The sequence below is a fragment of the Mycobacterium sp. IDUB_17 genome, from assembly GCF_055419465.1.
The window spans coordinates 389,378-410,308 of sequence record NZ_JBVAXS010000007.1 but is presented as its reverse complement, the minus strand read 5'-3'; the positions used below and the strand labels follow the sequence as shown (position 1 = coordinate 410,308).

Sequence of the window (20,931 nt, the reverse complement as noted above, 5' to 3'; positions counted from 1 at the left end):
TTCAGCGCCACCGATAGCGGGTACGCGGCCGCCCGGCCTTGCCGTACTCCGTCGTGCGGATGACGATGCCGTCATCGGCCAGACGCTCGAGGTAGCGCCACGCCGTCACTCGGGACACTCCGACTTGTTTGGCCGCCTCATCGGCGGTCAACCCGTCAGGCTCGTCGCGCACCGCGGCAGCGATCTCCTCGGTGGTCTGCGGCGCCGCGCCTTTGGGCGCGGTGGATTTGTCTGTGGCAATGCGTAATTCGGCCAGGGCCCGGTCGACTTCAGCCTGGCTGGCGGCATCGGTTCCAGACGGCAGCGCCGAACGGTAGCGGCGGTAGCGCTCCAGCCGGTCGCGGAATGCCGCGAACGCGAAAGGCTTGAGCAGATAGGTCAGCGCGCCGTGGGCCACCGCCGCGCGCACCATCTCCAGGTCGCGCTCGGAGGTGATGGCGATGATGTCCGGTGCAGGCCGCAGCCCGGAAAGGCCGGAGGCCAACGAGATTCCGCTGGCGTCGGGCAGACCGATGTCCAGCAGCACCAGATCGATGGGTTGCTCGGATGCGGCGGCCGCGGCCGCCGCCCGCATCGCGTCGCGGGCGGTGTGCGCCACCGCCGACACCGAAAACCCTTCCAGGCGGCCGAGATAGGCCTGATGGGCTTCGGCGATCAATGGATCGTCCTCCACGATAAGGACGCTGATCATCTGTTCCCCTCTGCTCTTCGCGTCAGCGTTCATCGCCGCGGCACCGTTGCGGTGACCACTGAACCGTAGGTGACGTCGGCGCGCAGCGTCCCGCCGTGCTTGCGGATCACCTGGGCCACCAGCGCCAGCCCCAGCCCGTGGCCGGCCGTGTCGGCTGATTTCGTGGAATAGCCACGCTGCATGGCCTTTTCGAAGGTGTCCGGGTCCATACCGGGGCCGCTGTCGGCCACCCGGATCAACAACTCTTGATCGTCCTGGGTCACCGTGACCTCGATCCACGGATCCTCACGGTCACAGGCATCCATCGCATTGTCGATCAGATTTCCCAGCACCGTCACCATCTCCTGCCCGGAGAGCACGGTGTCGGTGGACAACTGGGTGTCCTCGGTGACGGTCAGGGTGATCCCGCGTTCGTCGGCCTGAGCGGTCTTGCCGAGGAGCAGGGCCACCAGGGCCGGTTCCCCGACGATCAGTGACAACCGGTCCACGAGCCGCTGCGACAGCTCCAACTCACTGGTGGCGAAGCGGACCGCCTCCTCGGGCCGGCCCATCTCAACCATGGTGACCACGGTGTGCAACTTGTTGGCCGACTCGTGTGCCTGTGCCCGCAGCGAGTCGGCCAGGACCTGTAGTGAGCTGAGTTCGCCCAGGGCGCCCTGTAATTCGGTGCGATCCCGGATCGTGACGACCTCCGAACCGGAGTCCGCGACGCGGGCCCGGTTGACCACCAGCACCCGGTCTGCGGTGACGTGCAGCTCGTCGCGCACCCCGGGATCAGCGCTGCGCAGAAACTCCGGGAGATCCTCCACACGTACCGGTCCGGCCGCCAGGCCCAGCAGCCGGCGCGCTTCATCATTGGCCAGCGCCACGCCGTCACGATCGAGCACGATGAGCCCCTCGGACACCGAATGCAGGATCGCGTCATGGTGGTCGTACATGACCCGTAGTTCATCGGGCCGCAGACCCCGGGTCTGGCGGAGCAGCCGGCGCCGGATGGCCCACCCCCCGATCAGCGAAGCCCCCAGTGCGGCAGCGGTTACCGCAGCGATCACGGGAATCTGCGCGCGCCAGCGCTGGCCCAACGTCTGCTGGGTGATCCCCGCCGACACCAGGCCGACGATGCGCCCGTCGGCGCTACGCACCGGTGCGATCGCGCGCACCGACGGCCCCAGGGTCCCGGTATAGACCTCGCTGAATGTCTCGCCGCGCAACGCGGGTTCGACGGTGCCCAGGTAGTGCCCGCCGATCTGGCTGGGATCGGTGTGGGTGAACCGGACTCCGTCCGGCGCCATGATCGTGATGAACGCGATGTCGGTGCCGGTTCGCACAGCCTCGGTCACGGGCTGCAAAACCTGTGTCGCAGTGCCGGATTCGATGGCCGCCGAAGTCGAGGGGGAATCGGCCAGCGCCGTGGCGATGCCGATCACCTGCTGCCGGGCCGCGTCCTCGCCGTCGCGGCGGGCATCGAGCAGGGCCAGCGCCGTGCCGGCCAGCACCACCAGCGCGACCACCAGGACCTGCAGCGCGATGGCCTGTCCGGCCAGCGAGCGCGGCCAGGCCAGCCCCGACAGCCGCCGCCAGTGCGTCACAGCACCTCCGATTGTGAAGGCAATGATCTTTCAACATAGTGGCCCGGATATCCGCTGGTAGCGGGTTCGCGCCGGTGACCCTTGCGACCTTCGCGCCCGTCAATTCGGGGCTGCTGTTCGCGGGGGCTGAGTCGTAGAATCTGACAATAAGCAGGGTCGAGGGTAGATCCAAGGGAGACCTGCGATGAGCTGCGCAATTCATCGCTTGACAACCATTATCGTGGCCGCGGTCGCGTCACTGGCAGTGGTGACGGCGATTTCTCCGGCGGTCGGCAACGCCACCGAGTGCGGAGTGGGCACCGTATACGATCCGCCCTCGAACACCTGCGTGGCAGCCCCGTTGCCGCCGCCTCCACCGCCCCCGCCGCCGGCATGGAACGGCGACATCACGCCCTACTTCTCCGTCGGCATCTGCGCACCGATTCCGTTTGTCTCGCTCTGCGCAGGTATCTGAGCGATCGATTGTTGATCCGGCCCCGAAGTCGCCCGCCTCGGGGCCAGATCGCTGCGTGAACGTAATGAACAAAAACGTGACCTGGCTCACCCTATGGTCGAAGGTACTGGTACAGCGACATCGGCAGATGAACCGAACTGTCGAACCGGACCCGAAACTGGAGGTGGACCGATGACCGTGTCCATACACCCGCAATCAGAGCCGGCGCCCCCGCAGCGTCGCGACCGCACGCACTGGCTCTACATCGCGGTCATTGCGGCCGTCGTCGTCGGCGTGGTGGTCGGGCTCGTGGCACCCGAGGTGGGCAAGAGCGTCGGTGTGCTCGGCACCATGTTCGTCAACCTGATCAAGATGATGATCGGCCCCATCATCTTCTGCACGATCGTGTTGGGGATCGGCTCGGTACGCAAGGCCGCCACCGTCGGCAAGGTCGGTGGCCTGGCTTTCGGCTACTTCCTGGCGATGTCCACGGTCGCGCTGACCATCGGTCTGGTTGTCGGCAACCTGATCCACCCGGGCAGCGGTATGCATCTGTCGGAGAGCGCGGCGGGCAAGGGCGCCGAACTCGCGGAGAAGGCACACGAGTCCGGCGGACTCATGGACTTCGTCCAGGGCATCATCCCGGAGACGCTGTTCTCCTCGCTGACGGCGGGCAGCGTGCTTCAGGCCTTGTTTGTGGCGCTGTTGGTCGGGTTCGCGCTGCAGGGCATGGGCAGCGCCGGTGAACCGATCCTGCGCGGCATCGAGCACCTGCAGAAACTCGTGTTCAAGGTGCTGATCATGATCCTGTGGCTGGCGCCCATCGGTGCTTTCGGCGCGATCGCCAACGTCGTCGGGCAGACCGGCTGGACCGCCGTCACCCAGCTGCTGACCCTGATGCTGGGCTTCTATGTGACGTGCGTGGTGTTCGTGTTCGGCGTGCTCGGTGTATTGCTGCGTGCGGTATCGGGGGTGTCCATCTTCAAGCTGGTGCGGTACCTGGCCCGCGAGTACCTGCTGATCTTCTCGACGTCTTCGTCGGAGTCGGCGCTGCCGCGGCTGATCGCCAAGATGGAGCACCTGGGCGTCGACCGAAGCACCGTCGGTGTCGTTGTGCCGACCGGGTATTCGTTCAACCTCGACGGCACCGCGATCTACCTGACGATGGCGGCGCTGTTCATCGCCGACGCATTGAGTGCCCCGATGTCCGTCGGGCAGCAGATCGGTCTGCTGGTCTTCATGATCGTCGCGTCGAAGGGAGCCGCCGGCGTGACCGGCGCCGGATTGGCCACGCTGGCCGGCGGCCTGCAGGCCCATCGCCCCGATCTACTCGACGGGGTCGGACTGATCGTCGGGATCGACCGGTTCATGTCCGAGGCCCGCGCGGTGACCAACTTCTCCGGCAATGCGGTGGCCACCCTGCTCGTCGGGTCGTGGACGCACACCGTGGACAAGGCCAAGGTCGATGCGGTGCTGCGCGGTGACGATCCGTTCGACGAACTCACCATGGTCGACGACCATGCCAACCGCACCGCCGAACCCGCGCACGCCTGACATGTAGCTACAGGCCCGGCCGGTACCGCCCGGCCGGGCCTCGTCGGGTATTGAACCTTTACCCATGCCTGGCTCGTAACAAAGGTGAACCGCGTACCGAAAAGGTATGCGAGAGGGTAAGGATGACACGGCCATGTACGCATCGATCATCATGGTGGCCGCGTCGGGGGCGGCTTTGGGAAGCATATTGGCGCCCGCCGGATCGGCATTTGCCGACTCGGCGATCGAGACCATCGGACTGCTGGAAGCCGAGGGCTTCTACGTCAACATCGATCGGGTAGGCAGCGCCCCACTCGATCAGTGCACCGTCACCAGCATCCGCAACCCACAGACCCAAACCCAGCTCATCCGGGTGGAACGGTTCGGCAAGGACGGCGAGAGGAATTTCGACCTCGTACCCGTGGTGGTGCGACGCACCATCACAGTCTCGCTGAACTGTTCGAAGTGAGCGTCAGCGCTGGCAGTTGAGCGACACCGACACGGTCCGGCTGGTGATCGATGGGACCAGGATCCGATCGCCGCCGAGGCCCGGCCCGACGTAAGGCACCAGCTGGGTGACCTGCTGGGGGTTGCGCACGCTGGTGACCGTGCACTGCTCCAGCGGCGCGGTGCCGATCTTGTCGATGGTGACGGTGTACCCCTCGGACTGCAGGCGGCTGATCACCTGCTGAGCGGTTTCCTCGGCCGAAGCCACCGCGGACGATGCGCCGATCACCCCGAACACAGCCACTGCGACTGCCGCCAGGGACCATTTCATGCGCATCGGGCCGTCCTTCCGTCGTTACCAGCTCATCTTCCCTTACATACATCGTTCGGGAAATTCGATTCGTTCCCGCCGGTGTCGAACGGCAAGCGCATACCATCGCGCCCGTGAAGAGCACGATGCAGAACTGGCCGTTGACGATCACCGCGATCCTGCGACATGCCTGCGGCGTCAACGGCGACCGGACCGTGACCACCGCAGGTGGGCAGGGCCGATACCGCACGATCAGCTATCGCGAGCTGGGCGGGCAGGCGGCCCGACTGGCCCATGCCCTGCGCGGGCTCGGGGTCGACGGTGACCAGCGGGTCGGCACGTTCATGTGGAACAACACCGAACACCTCGCCGCCTATCTGGCCGTGCCTTCGATGGGCGCGGTGCTGCACACCCTGAACATCCGGCTGTCGCCCGAGCAGATCGCCTACATCGCCAACGAGGCCGCCGACAGCGTGGTGATCGCCGACGGATCCCTGGTGCCGCTGCTGGCCCCGGTGCTGCCCCTGCTGGAGACCGTGCACACCGTGATCGTGGTCGGCGACGGCGATACCAGCGCCCTGGCCGGAAAGACCGTGCTGCGCTGGGACGAGCTGCTGGCCGCCCAGCCCGCCGAGTTCGACTGGCCCGAGATCGACGAAAACTCCGCGGCAGCAATGTGTTACACGAGCGGCACCACCGGAAACCCGAAAGGTGTGGTGTACAGCCACCGGTCGAGCTACCTGCATGCGTTGAACACCTGCACGGCCAACGCGCTCGACGTCAGTTGCAGTGACTCGGTGCTGCCGATCGTGCCGATGTTCCACGCCAACGCGTGGGGGTTGCCGTACGCCGCCCTGATGGCCGGCGCCAATCTGGTGATGCCCGACCGGTTCATGGACGGTGCCTCGTTGCTAGACCTGATCGAATCGCAGCGCCCCACGCTGGCCGGTGCCGTGCCGACCATCTGGAACGACGTCATGCATCGGCTGGAAAAGGAACCGGGGCACGACGTTTCATCGCTGCGACTGGTCGCCTGCGGTGGTTCGGCAGTGCCCTTGTCCCTGATGCAGACGTTCCAGGAACGCTACGGCGTGTACATCCAGCAGGCGTGGGGGATGACCGAAACCTCGCCTCTGGCCACGGTGGCCAAGCCGCTGCCCGGGGTGTCCGAGGAACGTCAGTGGGAGATGCGGGTCAGCCAGGGCCGGCCGATGTGCGGCGTGGAGGTGCGTGTCGTCGACGACGAGGGTGTACCCCTGCCCGACGACGGCGACGCGGTCGGCGAACTGGAAGTGCGCGGGCCGTGGATCACCGGCTCTTACTACCTGGGCCGCGATGCCGAGAAGTTCGACACCGGGTGGCTGCGCACCGGAGACGTCGGTTCGATCGACCAGCAGGGATATGTGACGCTGACCGACCGGGCCAAGGACGTGATCAAGTCCGGCGGGGAGTGGATCTCCTCGGTGGAGTTGGAGAACCATCTGATCGGCCACCCCGCGGTGTTGGAGGCCGCCGTGGTCGGGGTGCCCGACGAGCGCTGGCAGGAACGCCCGCTGGCTGTCGTGGTGCTGCACGACGGCGCCTCAGCGGAGCCGGCCGAACTGCGGGAATTCCTGGCGGACAAGGTGGTTCGGTGGTGGCTGCCCGAGCGCTGGACGTTCATCGAGCAGGTGCCGCGTACCAGCGTGGGCAAGTACGACAAGAAGACGATCCGGGCGCGCCACGCGGACGGTGCCTACGAGGTCATCACCCTCTAGTTCTCCCGCGAGCAGACGCGCCGTCGAGAGATCAACCCGTCGCCTTCATGTTGGCGTCGATCATGAACGCGATGGTGACGGTGGCGAGGTCATTCGTCTTGGTCAGGTCGAAGCCGGTGAGCTCAGTGAACGCGCGCAGTCGTCCGCGCACGGTGTTCCGGTGCCGATATGTTCGCTCGGCGATGTTGGCGATGGTTCCGCCATTGGCGGTGAGGTCGCCGACCGTCTCGGTCAGACCGTGGCGTTCGCTCTCGCTCAGCCTGTTCAGCGGGCCGAAGACAGCTGAGTGGATCTCCTCGGACAACTCCTGGTTCGCCGCGACGACGGCATGGAGCCAGTTGTCCTGCAGTCGTTCGACCCCGACGTCGGAGCGACCATGGACGGCCATCCGCGCCAGGCGGATGGCGCGTGCCACCGAATCGAGCCCGGCGGCCGTCACTACCGAGCATGTCTGCCCGCTCAACGCTGCCAATTCCCCGGCGATGTCGAAGGAATCGTCGGAGGCGTGGACCACTCCGCGTAGCTCCCGGGCCCACCAGCTGAAGTAGAAAGCCCGGCCAGATGCCTGCAGGGCCGCACTGCATTCAGCCAGGACTTCGGGCCGCGGAATCGGGAAGGAGCCGACGAGGCAGTGGTAACTGCCCTCGGTGGGCAACCCCAGTACGCGAGCCGCATCTTCGACTGCGCTCGGTTCGAGCCCGCCATCCGTGAGCAGCTGATCGAATGCGGCTGAACGAATTTCATCCAGACTGTCCTGGGTGGTCTGATACCCGCGGACGACGTGCTCGGTGTTGAGTTCGACGGCCTCCCACACCATCAGCGACGAGCGTTCGAGGAAGTCGGCCCGCACATCCGCGCCCACCGCGCGACCCTCGTCGATCAGCGCCTCCCACAACGACTTCAGATCGATCCGGAACGCGTGCAACACGCTGGACAGCGGAACACCTTGGCGGGCACGGATTTTGCCGAGCTCCAGCGCGACGGACTCGAGATCGGCCGGGATGTCGTCGCCGGCCAGTCGCGAGAGCGCCAACCGCATCGTCCGATCCATGTGGTACCGGAGGTCCGTTCGACTGACCGGACCGCCGGTGTAGGTGGGCTCGTCCTCGATGGTGCGGGCCACGGTGCGTTCCACGATCTCGTCGAGGTGGACGTCGAGTAGCCGGCGGGCGGTCGTCCTGATCAGCTGCGTGGTGGTGTCCAGCTGTTCCATGGGTCGTTCCCGCTCTCTCTCGGCGCCTGCGGTCACAGGATCTGAAATGTGCAATGCGCACAGTTTATGGGCGAAATGCGCGCCAATTATGGCATTGACCGCATCGCTTTGAACTCATTGAATGTGTGCTGCCCCACATTCACGTGCTGCGTCCGGCGACACCCGGCCAGCGGAAGGACGATCAATGCCGCAATCGCGAGGTGCACTGCCCGTCACCGATGACTCCTGGGGGTCGACGCTGACAGACCTCCTCGGCGAGGAGTACGGACTGTCGATTGTCGACCTGACGTTTCTGGGCGGCGAATTCGACCGCAACTACCGGGCCACTGCCGATTCCGGCGAGTGCTTTCTGGCGAAGCTGCAGATTCGTGGCGAAGGCCACCTCGAACAAAGCTGGCAGGAAGACATTCTCGTACACATGGCGGGTAGAGACCCCGGAGTCGCGGTTCCCACCATCGTGCCGCCGGCCAGCGGTGGCCGGCACGTCCGACTCGACGGCGGAAACGAAGTGCTGACCGTGTTCAACTGGGTGCACGGCGTCGAATGGGCCAAGGTGGACCGGCATTCGGATGCCCTCCGGGTCCAGTTGGGTGCCACGGCCGCGCGCATCACCGCGGCCCTCGAAGGATTTCCGCCGGAATCTCTGCGCGCCACACATCACTGGGATGTGACCCGGGCCCGGACCGCGATCGCGTCCTGCCTGGCCGATGCCCCCGAGCTCGCCGAAATGGACTATGTGCGAACCGCTTTGCGGTGGTTCGACGATGTCGAACCGACCCTGTCGGCACTGCCGCGCGCGGTAGTGCACAACGACCTGAACGACAACAACGTCCTGGTCGATGTCGAGCGGGACCAAGTCTCGGGGGTACTGGATTTCAACGACGCTCTCTACAGCGTGCGGGTCGCCGAGCCGACGATCGCAGGTGCCTACGCCATGATGCGTCAGGCCGAGCCGCTCCGCGCGCTCGGCCAGGTGATCGGCGGGTACCACTCCGTGACGCCGCTGACCGACGACGAGCTGGCTGTCGTCTATCCGTTGGCGGCTTCCAGATTGTGTGTGCAGGCGCTGACGTGGACCTCGCGAGCGAGCACGAACCCAACTGCCTACGGCAGCATGCGGATGCGGTTCACGTTGCCGACGCTGCACCGCGTGCTGGCCATCAGCCCAGAAGAGGCTGCGGCACACCTGCATTCAGTCTGTGAGAAACCCACCGCCTCCGCGCTGGACGACCGGAAGCCCGGGCAGAGCGGTAACCGATGATGAACCTTCACCGCACTTTCATGGCGAACGCGTTCGACGGCAACGACGAGTCGCTCGAACCTGGGGCCAGAGAACTCATCCGGCGCCGCTCCGCGGTTCTCGCACCCAGCTACCGGCTGTTCTACCGGGCCCCGGTAAGCGTCGTCCGTGCCGACGGCGTCTGGCTCTATGACGCCGAAGGCCGGCGTTACCTCGACGCCTACAACAACGTTCCGGCGGTCGGGCACAGCCATCCGCACGTTCGGCGGCGGGTGGACGAACAGATGCGTGTGCTCAACACCCACACCAGATATCTGACCGAGCCGCTGATCGCCTACTCGGAGCGGCTGCTTGCGCTCTTCCCGCCCGAGTTGTCGAAGATCGTCTACACCTGCACCGGCAGCGAAGCCGTCGACCTGGCGCTGCGGGTGGCCCGGTACGAGACCGGTGCGCGCGGCATCATCTGCACCAGTCACGCCTACCACGGCACGACGGCCGCCGCCGCCGAGATTTCGCCCAGCCTGGGGCCCAACAACCCCATCGGTCCGGAAGTGATCCTGGTCGACGTACCCGACTCGTACCGGGACGATCCCGCGGCCGCCGCCGAGATCTTCGCCGCCCGGGTCAAGGCGGCCATCGCGACGCTCGGCCAACGCGGTGTCGGCCTGGCCGCGATGATCGTCGACTCGGTGCTGTCCAGCGACGGTGTGCAGACCGACCCCGCGGGGTGGCTGGCCCCGGCCGCCGATGCGGTGCACGAGGCCGGCGGGATGTGGATTGCCGACGAGGTCCAGCCAGGTTTCGGCCGGCTGGGGACCGGCTGGTGGGGTTTCGCCCGGCATGGGCTGAAACCGGATCTGGTGGTCCTCGGGAAACCGATGGGCAACGGAATCCCCATCGCCGCCGTGGTCGGAACCGACGCCGCGATGGACAGATTCGGTCGAGACATTCGCTATTTCAACACATTTGGTGGAAACCCCGTCAGCATCGCCGCCGCGAACGCGGTGCTCGACGTCATCGAGGATGACGACCTGATCGCCAACGCGAGCGCCGTCGGCGCACGACTGCGGTCTGGGCTCGAGGAGGTGGCCCGACAACACCCCGAGATCGGGCACGTCCGCGGCTGTGGGCTTTTCGTGGCCGCGGAGTTCGTCGTCGACCCCGTCAGCCGCGAGCCGGACGCCGCGACGGCCTCGGCAGTGGTCAATGAGTTGCGTGACCGGGGCGTCCTGATCAGCGCATCCGGCCGATCCGAGAACGTGCTGAAAATCCGTCCCCCCTTGCCGTTTCAGGCCGAACACGCCGACCACGTGGTGACGGTCCTCGACGAGGTCATGACAGCAGCCACCACCAAGAAGAAATCGAACTAGGAGCGAAAATGCGCGCAGTGTTGTTCTCCGGAAACGCCGGAAAAGTCGAGGTAGCCGACGTCGACCTGGCCAAGCCCGGACCGGGTGAGGTACGAGTCAAGATCGCGGCGACGGGTGTCTGTCATTCCGATCTGCACATCATCCGCAACGAGTGGCCGCTGCCGGTGCCCATGGTGCTCGGCCATGAGGGCAGCGGGGTGGTCACCGAGTTGGGGCCCGGTGTAACCGATCTGGAGATCGGCGATCACGTCGTACTGTCCTGGGTCGCCCCGTGCTACGAGTGCCGGTACTGCCAATCGGGTCATGAGGCCCGCTGCACTGTCGCGATGAACCTCGTCGCCCCCGGCGGCGTGCTGTACGACGGCAGCTCACGGATCAGCCGCGACGGCGAGACGATCTACCACTACCAGGGTGTCTCTTCGTTCGCCGAGGAGGCGATCGTGCCGGCCAGCGGAGCCATCCGCGTTCGCAAGGACGCCCCGCTCGACGTCATCTGTCTGATCGGATGTGCGATCGCCACCGGTGTCGGCGCGGTCACCAACACGGCGAAGGTCGAAGAAGGTGCGACCGTAGCCGTGATCGGTTGCGGCGGAGTCGGTTTGTCGGTCGTGCAAGGCGCCCGGATCGCGGGTGCGAGCCGGATCGTCGCCGTCGACATCCAGCCCGAGAAGACCGCGTTGGCGCTCACCCTCGGTGCCACCGACACGATCGACGCCGCGAACACAGATCCGGTGGCGGCGCTTCGCGAACTGCTTCCCGACGGTGCCGACTACGTGTTCGACGCGATCGGCAAGATCGCCACCACCGAGCAGGCCATCGGAATGCTGGGCCTGGGTGGAGCGGCCGTCGTCGTCGGACTTCCGGCAGCCGGCGAAAAGGCGTCCTTCGAGCCGCTTGCCCTGGCCGAGGCCGATCAGCGCATCCTGGGCTCCAACTACGGCAGCGTCCGTCCCGCGATCGACATCCCCAAGCTGGTCGACCGCTACATGGACGGCGAACTCAAGATCGACGAACTCGTCACCGCCCGTCGTCCGTTGGAGGAGGCCGCGGCCGCCCTCGACGAACTCGCCACCGGCGCCTCGCTGCGCACCCTGCTCATTCCCGGTCAGAACTGACCCGCGAGATCGAACACCAAAGGACAACCCACACATGACCACAGGCTCTCAGTCAGCATCCGCGGATGCGACGAGCACCCGCGCCGACGCGGCCGGGATATCGCTGCTCAGCCGTAACCTCGGCGTCGGCCCGATCGTCTTCATGGTCGTCGCCGCGGCGGCGCCGCTGGCGGTGGTGGCCGCCAACCTGCCGGTTCTGATCGCGCAGAGCGCCAACGCGGGAGCGCCCTACTACTTCCTGGTGTGTACCGCGCTGCTCGCCGTGTTCTCGGTCGGGTTCACCCTGATGAGCCGATACGTGCCGAACGCCGGCGCGTTCTACTCCTACATCCAGGCGGGTCTGGGCCGGATCACCGGAACCGGCGCCGCCGCGGTCGCGATCTGTGCGTACTCGATGATGCTGCTGGGCGTGACCGCGTATTTCGGTGTCGCGGCCCGCAATCTGATCGGGACCGATGTTCCGTGGTGGGTGTTCTCCCTGATGCTGGTAGCCCTGGTGGGGTTGCTCGGCTATCGCGACATCGAGCTGAGTTCGAAGGTTCTGCTGATCGCCCTGGCGTTGGAGACCGTCGTCGTCATCGTGATGAACATCGGGGTATTCGCCACCAATGGCGGTGCGGGCCATTCGCTTTCGGTTCCGTTGAGCACGCTGGGGGAGGGGGTGCCTGCGCTCGGCGTCATGTTCGCCTTCTACAGCTTCATCGGGTTCGAGGCCACCGCGGTGTTCCGTAACGAAGCCCGCGACCCGAACCGCACCATTCCGCGCGCAACCTACATCGCCGTCTTCGTCATCGGCCTGTTCTCGGCCTTCTCCGCGTGGTGTGTGGTCGCGGGGGTCGGCGTCGGCGACGTGGTGCAACGCTCGGCCGACGATCCCGAGAACGTCGTGCTCGACCTGATGCACACGGTGGCGGGCCCGATTCTCGGTGACCTGGCCCGGGTCTTGCTGGTCACGAGCTTCTTCGCGTGTGCGCTGTCCTTCCACAACATCGTCACCCGGTATGTGTTCGTCCTGGCGCAGAAAGGTGTCCTGCCCTCGCGGCTGGGCGAGGTCAGCACCAAGCATCACGCGCCGTCGCGTGCCTCCCTGGTCGTGAGCATCATGATCGGCGTGTTCGTGCTGGCCTCGATTATCGCCCAGCTCGATCCGGTGTCTGTCGTGTTCACCCTCGCCGGTGCCGCCTCCTCATTGGGAGTGGTGATCCTCATGACGCTGGTCAGCGTCGCGATGCTGGTGTTCTTCCGGCGGGTCGCCACCGGTAAAGGCATCTGGCACACATTGATTGCCCCGATCATCTCCACCATCGGGCTGGCGGTGATCCTGCTGTTGGTGGTCACGAACTTCAGCCTGCTTACCGGCACGCAGGGTCAGGCCTACGGCGTAATGGGCTTCGTGGTCGCCTCCTTTGTCGTGGGATCGGTGAGCGCGGTGGTGATCCGTCGTCGCCGTCCCGACGTATACGACCAACTCGACGCCTGATCCCATCCGTTCACGAGCACCTGGAGCGCAGCAATGTCAACCTCGATTCCATTTCAAGTGGTCAACCCCGCCACCGGTGAGACCGGCGAGCAGCGGCCGTTCATCGACGACGCCGCCCTGGCCGGCGTGATCGCCGATGCGCAAGCGGCGCAACGTTCTTGGCGAAACATCTCGCTAGCTGAGCGCACCACCGCGCTCAAGCGGGTCGCCGAGCTGCACCGCGAACAACTCGACGATCTCGCCCGAACCGCGGTGCGCGAAATGGGGAAGCCGATCAGCCAGGCGCGTGCCGAAGTCGAGTTCAGTGCCGACATCTACGAGTACTACGCCGGTGCCGCCGAGGCTTTCCTCGCCGAGGATTCGATCGACCTGCAGTCGGGAACCGGTAGCGCGGTGCTCCGGAAACAACCCCTCGGCGTGATCCTCGGGATCATGCCGTGGAACTTCCCCTACTACCAGGTCGCGCGGTTCGCCGCGCCGAGTCTCGCCGCCGGGAACGCGGTACTGCTCAAACCGGCCCCGCAGTGCCCGGAGTCCGCGCTGAAGATTCAGCGGATCTTTACCGGGGCAGGTTTTCCGGAAGCGGTGTTCACCACCATCTTCGCCGCCGAGGAGCAGATCGCCGAAACCATCGCCGACCCGCGCGTGGCCGGAGTCAGTTTCACCGGGTCCGAGCGGGCAGGCGCGGTGGTCGGCCGGCTCGCCGGCGGCGCGCTGAAGAAGTCGGTCCTCGAACTCGGTGGTTCCGACCCGTTCCTGGTGCTGGACGTCGCGAGCCTCTCCGCAGCCGTGGACGCGGCGGTCGAGGCGCGGCTCGACAACGGCGGGCAGTCGTGCAACGGCGCCAAACGGATCATCATCCTGGACCGGCACTTCGATGAATTCGTCGAGCTTTTCGTCGGCAAGCTGGCCGAAGTGGCGCCCGGCGATCCGATGAGCGAGGAGACCGTGCTGGGCCCGCTCTCGTCGGAGCGGGCGGCGAAAAACCTGGAATCCCAGGTTCGGCGGGCGCTCGACGCCGGCGCCAAGGCGCTGCTGCCGAGTGCGCGGCAAGGTGCGTTTCACACCTGCGGCGTGCTGGCCGATGTGGCCGAGGACAACCCGATTCATCACGAGGAACTGTTCGGACCAGTCGCGATCGTCTACCGGGCAGCCGACGAGGCACACGCCGTGCGCATCGCCAACGACACACCGTTCGGCCTGGGCTCGTATGTGTTCACCGATGACGCGGCACAGGCGGACCGGGTGGCCGACGCCCTGGACACCGGGATGGTCTACGTCAACGGTGTCGGCCTGGATGCGGTGGAACTACCGTTCGGCGGTACCAAACGCTCCGGTGTCGGCCGCGAGCTCGGATCCCTCGGGATCCGGGAGTTCGTGAACTACAAGCTGGTTCGCGCGGCGTCGGAGTGAGACCGCGCGAACCAGCTGGTTCGCGCGGTTCTAGCGTTCGGCGCGCCGGTAGGCGGTCACGACGGCCGCGTTGGGGGGACGTCGACGAGATCGCCCCGGATATCTACCGGCTGTTGTCTCGACACTTCGGTTACCTTGGCGCACAGTAGGACGCTCAATGGCACGCCGAACAGCAGCATCGCGAGTGTCGGGTCGCCGGCCGAAATGTCCGGGAGGCAGGTGACGATCGCCGCGGCCGCGGCGACCAGCAACAGCTGCGCTGACACCGTCAGGACGCCGCCGGTGTGTTCGTCGTCGCGGTCGGCTGCCGGAAACGCCCACAACAGCGCAAACAACGCGGCGGTGACTGCGATGATCGGTGTCAACGGGGCGGCGATGACGTTCGGCAGCCAGGATGCGCCACTGACGATCAGCAGTGGGATGAGCACCAGCCGGTTCGCCATCTCCGACGATATGGGTGTTGATTTGCCGAGTAGGCCGAAGATCGTTGCGACACAACCGATGATGGCCAGGCAAATGGCAACTTGCGGAGCCTTCGCCCAAAAGACGACGGGCCAGTGGTAACCGAGTTGGTCGCCCAACACCCCGATGTAGACGGGGACCAGGAACAGCAGTCCCACTCTCGCAACCGACTGTCCGACCGTGCCGTCCCACCGCTCACGTAGCGCTATGGGGATCAACGCGGCGAGGCCCAGCCAGGCGATCAGGAGAACGAGGCCTTCCGGCGGTGTAATGGTGTCTGCCCGCGGTCCGGTGACCGCATTCGCGACCAGATTCACGATCAGCATGAGGGCGATCAGGATGTGGACGGCGAGGGCGCTTACGCCGATGGCCAATGTCGCGGCCACGTCGCCGCGCTGCACCAACGGTGTCCTGAACGAGCGCTGGGTCACGTAGGCGATCGCCACCGCGACGAGGATGGCGTGTGGCCACGTCCAAGGGTGGCCAAGCCCCCAGTAGTTCTCGATGAAGCCCGAGGAGATTCCCGCGACGCCGGACACCTCGAGCACGATGACGGCGGCTGCGACGGCACAGATGAATGCGGTGAGCCGCCAGCCGCCACGGTGCGCAGAGATCTGCTGGGCGACGGCCGACCGGGAGTGCGCGGCCAGTGCAACGCCTGCGGTGGCCATGGCCCCGACGAAGGCGAGCGCGATGCCGGGAACGTAGGTCCGGGTCGAGACATCGGCGATGAACATTTCGAGCAGTTCGCCGTCAGGCGGTGGCTTGGCGGCGTTCAGGGCGAGCCCGAACCGGAGATTCGCATGGATGGCGGGGATCCATGGCGCCGCGACAAGGCAGGCGAGGACGAGCCCCACCCACGGCCGGGGAGCCCGATGGCGCACGTGCAGACAGGTGATCACCACCGCGGCGCCGGCGAGCCACGCGACGGCAGAGGGAATAGCCTGCCGGTCTCGGTCGATTGCGAGCATGAGGACGGGGATCAGCGGGACCCACACCCCGGCACACCACGCCAGCACCGCGTGGTGTCGCGGGGCGTCCGGGCCGGTGGCGGTGACGACGTAGCCGGCGGCCGCCGCGCCCGAACCGATTGCGATGCCGCACAGCAGCGGCCAGAACGGCGAGTAGAGGAATACGAGTTCGCCGCCGTAAAGGCTGCCGTTCTTCGACTCGAACAGGTCCGGGATGAAGCCGAACGCCAGCATGATCGCGGAGCCGACCCAGGTAAGGACGGCGAGGATGCGCAGGGGTACTGCGATGCGGCCGGGGCCGAGGCGCGCCGGCCGGTGCCTGGCTTGTTGCCACAGGGGGTCCCACAGGCGTTGCGACAAGCGCACTTGCTCAGGTGTCTGGTCCACCGCGGCATCGTTGCCGAGCGCACTTGGTGATTTCTTGGATGGACCGGCCGGGCCTCCGACCGAGAACCGGCCTCGTCGCAATCAGCCAATCAGCGCCGCAGGAAACCGGGTGGCCATTGCCTGCCCCCGGCCCCCGCAGCGACCCTCACCTTCGGTCCCAGCTCCTCGACCGCTTCCTTCGTCTAGCGCGTCTGTTCGCGGTCCTAGCGCTCGGCGCGCTGGTACGCGGTCACGACGGCCGCGCCGCCCAGGCCGATGTTGTGCTGCAGGGCCGCGTTGACGCCGTCGACCTGTCGCTTGTCGGCGGTGCCGCGCAACTGCCAGGTCAGCTCGGAGCACTGGGCCAGGCCCGTCGCGCCGAGCGGGTGGCCCTTGGAGATCAGCCCGCCGGAGGGGTTGACCACCCAGCGTCCGCCGTAGGTGGTGTCGTTGTTGTCGATCAGCCGCGGCGCCTCGCCCTCGCCGCACAGGCCGAGGGCTTCGTACAGCAGCAGTTCGTTGGCGGAGAAGCAGTCGTGCAGCTCGATGACCTGGAAGTCCTCGGGCCCGAGGCCGGACTGTGCGTAAACCTGCTGGGCGGCTTGCACATTCATGTCGTAGCCGATGATGTTGGCGGCGCTGCCGTCGAAGGTCGACGCGAAGTCGGTGGTCATCGCCTGCCCGACGATCTCGACGGCTTGACCGGCCAGCCCGTGCTTGTCGACGAAGGCCTCGCTGGCCACGATCGCCGCGCCCGACCCGTCGGAGGTGGGGGAGCACTGCAGCTTGGTCAGCGGATCGGAGATCATCTTGGCGGCCAGGATGTCGTCGAGGGTGTACTCGTCCTGGAACTGTGCGTACGGGTTGTTGACCGAGTGCTTGTGGTTCTTGTAGCCGATTTTCGCGAAATGCTCGGCGGTGGTGCCGTACTTCTTCATGTGCTCGCGGCCGGCCGCGCCGAACATCCACGGTGCGACGGGGAAGGCGAACTCATCGATCTCGGCCAGGGCCTTGACGTGCTTGCCCAGCGGGGACTCGCGGTCCTGCGCGCCGCCGCCCAGCGAACCGGGCTGCATCTTCTCGAAACCCAGCGCGATCGTGCAGTCCGCCAGACCGCCGCGAATCGCCTGTGCGGCAAGGAAGAGCGCGGTCGACCCGGTGGAACAGTTGTTGTTGACATTGACGATCGGGATGCCCGTCATGCCCAGCTCGTACAGGGCGCGCTGACCGGAGGTCGAGTCACCCGAGCAGTACCCGACGTAACCCTGCTGCACCTGGTCATACGAGATGCCCGCGTCCTCGAGCGCCTTGGTGCCGGACTCGCGCGCCATGTCCGGGTAGTCCCAACCTTCACGCCGACCGGGCTTCTCGAACTTCGTCATCCCCACGCCGACGACAAACACTTTGTTAGCCATGCAACGGAACATACTTCATCGCGAAATCGGGGCAACCGTCTTCAACTGGAGTTGACGCAAGCGCACCACCAACCCTGCGGCGGCCAGCAGTGCGAACACCCTGAGCTGCCACCGGTTCGCCGGATTACCGCGGTCTCGGTCGAGGAAGTGATTGGCCGCGTGCAGGGGTGTTGAAAGCCCGATCGCCCGCCCGCAGAAGAGGGAGGTCATCGGGCGATCGGGCCACACGTTAGCGCCGCCTATTGCGCAGCGTGCGCCAGGAGTGTAGCCAGGGCATTGACCTGAACGCTTCCAAATTTCCCTGGGCTTGCAGCAAACGGGTGGCCGAACGTGACTGCCCGCCTTCGGAGTGCGAACCCGATCATGTTTGTTGACGGGTGCGCCGGAATGGAGAGCTGTTCGGCGGCCTGATTGCCCACGGCCTATGTGGTCTTGGACCGTTCGTTCGCCCGCTCGAAATGGTGGCCGATCATCACGCTGGCAATCAGGGACACCGAGATGGCGATCTCGGCGATGAAGAATGAGCCGAAGTCGATCACCGACCCGATCGGCGGATTGCCCGGCACTGCATTGCGCAACGGCACCAGCGCGAACAACATGGCCGCCATCATGGAACATGCAGGAAACAGCAGGCCCCTTCGTCCGCGCAAGATGTAATACGCAGCCGTTGCGGCGGCGATCGCGAGCCCGAGCATCAGCACCATGGCGAACAGGGCATATACCAATGTGGGAGCGCTTCGGGTGAATGTCAGATTGATCAGCCCCGCGTCATCAGCAGACGAACTCATCGTGAAGAAAGGGTCGGTGCTGAAAAGCGTGATCGCGGTGGGCACCTCGCTGCCGGCTGCATCCAGGATGCGGATGTCCAGAGTCGCCGTGTACCGGTCGAACGGATAGTCGGTGACAACACCGGTCAACCCAAAACGCTCATCGACGTTGGGTGCCACCTCGGCGTGCTTGACCGGGACCGACACGGCGGTCAGCGATGTTGAGGCGTTCAGGTGGGCATCGTCACGAAACAGGCCACTCTCATCGGCCAGCGAACCGCGTGGTTCCAGACTGGAGATGCTCACCGAGACGGTGCCGTTGGTGGTGTCGACGTGGGTTACCCAGGCCGTCAAATCAACCCGGTCTGGATTGGTGTCATCCCCCGATACCTGGGCAGTGTTCTCACTTGTGCGGGTCGGGTAGTACATACCCAGGCTGGCCGCCAACATCATGACCAGAATGACGCCGCCGATGAGCGCAGCGCGCACGCCCGACCTGACCGCCCGCCCCTTGATCGGTGTTATCGCCGTTGGCACGCGGTCAACTCGCGGATTGCTGACGGTACTGCGATGGTGTGATGCCCACACGATCCTTGAATGTCGTCGAGAAATGGCCGGGAGTCGAGAAACCGACCGCGAATGCGATCTCGGACATTGTCAACGGCGCACTGGCCAGCAGTGACTGAGCCCGAGCGATACGTAGGTTCAGCAGATATTGGTGAGGTGTGGTGTGGAACGCCGCGGCAAAGGCCCTGGTGAATACCCCGGCCGGCATTCCGGCCAACTCGGCCATGGCGGCCAGGCTGATCCGGGAATCGAGACTGTCGTTGAGGTACTCCTTTAGTAACGTCTGGGTCGCCTGGTCGAGTGAACGGGGCGCCGCCACCGACCGTCGCTCGAGGATCGGCGGACCGTATTGATCGGTCAGGTGCAGGCGCACTGTTTCGGTCAATGTCTCCTGCATGATCCTGGCAAGCACGTCGTTGCGGCCGGCAACGCTGTTCATGCGCTCGATCAATTGGTGCAAGAGAGGGTCACGGCGCACGGACGGGCGCAGTGGCTGTGAGCCCAGCGCTGCGGTGGGCACCGTCAGCTGGCAATACTGCGCGATGGTGGCACCACGGCACAGGACGGCAGCGCGATGTTCGGCAGGAAGAACCCACGCGTTGCCCAACTTCGGTTTCTCAACCAGGAGAGACTGACCCTTTTCCAGTTCATATTCCTTGGCCAGTACTCCGCCGCCGCGATACACGATGATGGTGTGGTGGGGTGCCAAGAACCCAGCATCGGCCGAACCACCTCGCAGCGGCAGGTCCACAAATTCGACATCAATGCTCACGTCGCACTGCCCCTTATCCGTCTCGCCGATTCCCGTCCACCCGTCACACCGGTTACTTCAGTCATCGGACTACGCGACGTACGGATCCTAACTATTCGAGTACGAGTCGTGCCGGCTCCAACGGCCGCAACGCCGGTATCGACGACTACTTCGTCGGCACGGGTGCTACTTCGGCCAACGTGGCCGGTACTCGGCGGGGGTCACGCCGACGCGCTTCTTGAACACCGTCGTGAAATGACTGGTGCTCGAGAAGCCCAGGCGGGCACTGATGTCGGCGATCGAGTAGGTGGGGTCGGCGAGCAGTGCCCTCGCCATCGCAATCCGCCGGTCGAGCACGAACTGGCGTGGAGTGGTGTGAAACGTCGCGGCGAATGCCTTTTTGAACGTGTCGACCGTCATGTCGACCTGATCAGCCAGGGCCGCAACGGTACTCCCCAACTCGACGCTGCCCCCGTCGATGTAGTCGACCAACCGTGCTTGCTCGTCCTCGCCGAGTAGGCGATCGCTACGAACTCTGGGAGTGCCTCGCTCTGTGAACGAATCGATGAGATGCAACCGCATCGATTCGTTGAGCGCCGCGGCGAGCAGCTGCGCGGTCCCGTCGGTTCGTGGTGCGAGTTGTCGCATTCGCTCGATGAGCTGGAGCGTGAACGGATGACGAGGCCGTACGATCGGTAGGTCTGGCCCAGCGAACAATGTTGTTGGTAGGGCGATTTCGCAATGCTCGATGACCGGTCCGTATGTGCCGGCGGCTGGACGCTCCGTCGTAGGCAATACCCACAGATCGGCCCGATTCAGCGGCACCAGCGTGGGGGCATCTCCCTGCGAGGGCCGCAACGATCCGATGCTCGCACACAGTGTGATTCGGTGCGGGGCGTGGACGTCCCAGTCTGGGTGTTCGAGGAAGGGGGCGGCACCCAAGGCTGCGACAAACCAGGTGCGGAATCCTCGGCGGCGGTTCTCCTTGGGCGGTCCGCCGGTCACATTCCGGCGCGCGTCTCCCATTACCAACACTCCGGC

Annotated in this window: 18 protein-coding genes; 9 read left to right on the top strand and 9 right to left on the bottom strand. The window is 65.7% G+C overall.

The window, feature by feature from the left end:
* Position 1 precedes the first annotated feature (1 nt).
* Together ACZYZ7_RS27770 and ACZYZ7_RS27765 are read right to left on the bottom strand one after the other, a co-directional pair.
* Entirely contained in the window at positions 2 to 691 is a 690-nt protein-coding gene (locus ACZYZ7_RS27770) for a response regulator (RefSeq protein ID WP_135460233.1), read from the bottom strand.
* Between the two features lie 29 nt (positions 692 to 720).
* On the bottom strand, positions 721 to 2,280 hold the full coding sequence (locus ACZYZ7_RS27765; RefSeq protein WP_450070097.1) for a sensor histidine kinase: 1,560 nt from the start codon (positions 2,278 to 2,280) through the stop codon (positions 721 to 723).
* A 205-nt stretch (positions 2,281 to 2,485) separates the two neighbouring features.
* Between ACZYZ7_RS27765 and ACZYZ7_RS27760 the strand changes: the two genes are divergently transcribed.
* The 3 genes from ACZYZ7_RS27760 (at position 2,486) to ACZYZ7_RS27750 (ending at position 4,715) form a co-directional block, all read left to right on the top strand.
* Positions 2,486 to 2,734, top strand: a complete 249-nt coding sequence (locus tag ACZYZ7_RS27760; protein WP_450070096.1) for a hypothetical protein — start codon at positions 2,486 to 2,488, stop codon at positions 2,732 to 2,734.
* Positions 2,735 to 2,905: 171 nt separating this feature from the next.
* A complete protein-coding gene (locus tag ACZYZ7_RS27755) occupies positions 2,906 to 4,267 on the top strand; it encodes a cation:dicarboxylate symporter family transporter (protein ID WP_450070095.1) in 1,362 nt (453 codons plus the stop codon).
* A gap of 133 nt (positions 4,268 to 4,400) precedes the next feature.
* On the top strand, positions 4,401 to 4,715 hold the full coding sequence (locus tag ACZYZ7_RS27750; RefSeq protein ID WP_450070164.1) for a hypothetical protein: 315 nt from the start codon (positions 4,401 to 4,403) through the stop codon (positions 4,713 to 4,715).
* Between the two features lie 3 nt (positions 4,716 to 4,718).
* Here the strand turns inward: ACZYZ7_RS27750 and ACZYZ7_RS27745 are convergent, their stop codons facing one another.
* Positions 4,719 to 5,030, bottom strand: coding sequence for a hypothetical protein (locus ACZYZ7_RS27745; RefSeq protein ID WP_450070094.1), 312 nt, complete (start codon positions 5,028 to 5,030; stop codon positions 4,719 to 4,721).
* A 107-nt stretch (positions 5,031 to 5,137) separates the two neighbouring features.
* Here ACZYZ7_RS27745 and ACZYZ7_RS27740 point away from each other — a divergent pair, with 107 nt between their 5' ends.
* Positions 5,138 to 6,760 (top strand): fatty acid--CoA ligase, encoded by a 1,623-nt coding sequence (locus tag ACZYZ7_RS27740; protein WP_450070093.1) that lies wholly within the window; start codon positions 5,138 to 5,140, stop codon positions 6,758 to 6,760.
* 31 nt (positions 6,761 to 6,791) lie between these two features.
* Here ACZYZ7_RS27740 and ACZYZ7_RS27735 read toward each other — a convergent pair whose 3' ends face one another.
* Positions 6,792 to 7,973, bottom strand: coding sequence for a PucR family transcriptional regulator (locus tag ACZYZ7_RS27735; RefSeq protein ID WP_135457659.1), 1,182 nt, complete (start codon positions 7,971 to 7,973; stop codon positions 6,792 to 6,794).
* Between the two features lie 184 nt (positions 7,974 to 8,157).
* Here ACZYZ7_RS27735 and ACZYZ7_RS27730 point away from each other — a divergent pair, with 184 nt between their 5' ends.
* The 5 genes from ACZYZ7_RS27730 to ACZYZ7_RS27710 are packed head-to-tail and all read left to right on the top strand — an operon-like array spanning position 8,158 to position 14,591.
* Complete coding sequence (locus ACZYZ7_RS27730) at positions 8,158 to 9,234, top strand: phosphotransferase (RefSeq protein ID WP_450070092.1); 1,077 nt, start codon at positions 8,158 to 8,160, stop codon at positions 9,232 to 9,234.
* Between the two features lie 20 nt (positions 9,235 to 9,254).
* Positions 9,255 to 10,583 (top strand): aspartate aminotransferase family protein, encoded by a 1,329-nt coding sequence (locus ACZYZ7_RS27725; protein WP_450070091.1) that lies wholly within the window; start codon positions 9,255 to 9,257, stop codon positions 10,581 to 10,583.
* A gap of 8 nt (positions 10,584 to 10,591) precedes the next feature.
* Complete coding sequence (locus tag ACZYZ7_RS27720) at positions 10,592 to 11,698, top strand: zinc-binding dehydrogenase (protein ID WP_463742236.1); 1,107 nt, start codon at positions 10,592 to 10,594, stop codon at positions 11,696 to 11,698.
* A 34-nt stretch (positions 11,699 to 11,732) separates the two neighbouring features.
* Positions 11,733 to 13,178, top strand: coding sequence for an APC family permease (locus ACZYZ7_RS27715; RefSeq protein ID WP_450070089.1), 1,446 nt, complete (start codon positions 11,733 to 11,735; stop codon positions 13,176 to 13,178).
* 33 nt (positions 13,179 to 13,211) lie between these two features.
* On the top strand, positions 13,212 to 14,591 hold the full coding sequence (locus ACZYZ7_RS27710; RefSeq protein WP_463742235.1) for an NAD-dependent succinate-semialdehyde dehydrogenase: 1,380 nt from the start codon (positions 13,212 to 13,214) through the stop codon (positions 14,589 to 14,591).
* Between the two features lie 56 nt (positions 14,592 to 14,647).
* Here the strand turns inward: ACZYZ7_RS27710 and ACZYZ7_RS27705 are convergent, their stop codons facing one another.
* The 5 genes from ACZYZ7_RS27705 to ACZYZ7_RS27685 form a co-directional block, all read right to left on the bottom strand.
* Positions 14,648 to 16,411: a hypothetical protein gene (locus ACZYZ7_RS27705; protein WP_463742234.1), complete on the bottom strand. Its 1,764-nt coding sequence runs from the start codon at positions 16,409 to 16,411 to the stop codon at positions 14,648 to 14,650.
* A gap of 203 nt (positions 16,412 to 16,614) precedes the next feature.
* Entirely contained in the window at positions 16,615 to 17,805 is a 1,191-nt protein-coding gene (locus ACZYZ7_RS27700) for a lipid-transfer protein (RefSeq protein WP_090428904.1), read from the bottom strand.
* Positions 17,806 to 18,227: 422 nt separating this feature from the next.
* Positions 18,228 to 19,109: a DUF4436 family protein gene (locus tag ACZYZ7_RS27695; protein ID WP_450070086.1), complete on the bottom strand. Its 882-nt coding sequence runs from the start codon at positions 19,107 to 19,109 to the stop codon at positions 18,228 to 18,230.
* Positions 19,110 to 19,113: 4 nt separating this feature from the next.
* Positions 19,114 to 19,911 carry a helix-turn-helix domain-containing protein gene (locus ACZYZ7_RS27690; protein ID WP_450070085.1) on the bottom strand — a complete coding sequence of 266 codons (798 nt, stop codon included), beginning with the start codon at positions 19,909 to 19,911 and terminating at the stop codon, positions 19,114 to 19,116.
* Positions 19,912 to 20,076: 165 nt separating this feature from the next.
* Positions 20,077 to 20,538, bottom strand: coding sequence for a helix-turn-helix transcriptional regulator (locus ACZYZ7_RS27685; protein WP_463742233.1), 462 nt, complete (start codon positions 20,536 to 20,538; stop codon positions 20,077 to 20,079).
* Positions 20,539 to 20,931 lie beyond the last annotated feature (393 nt).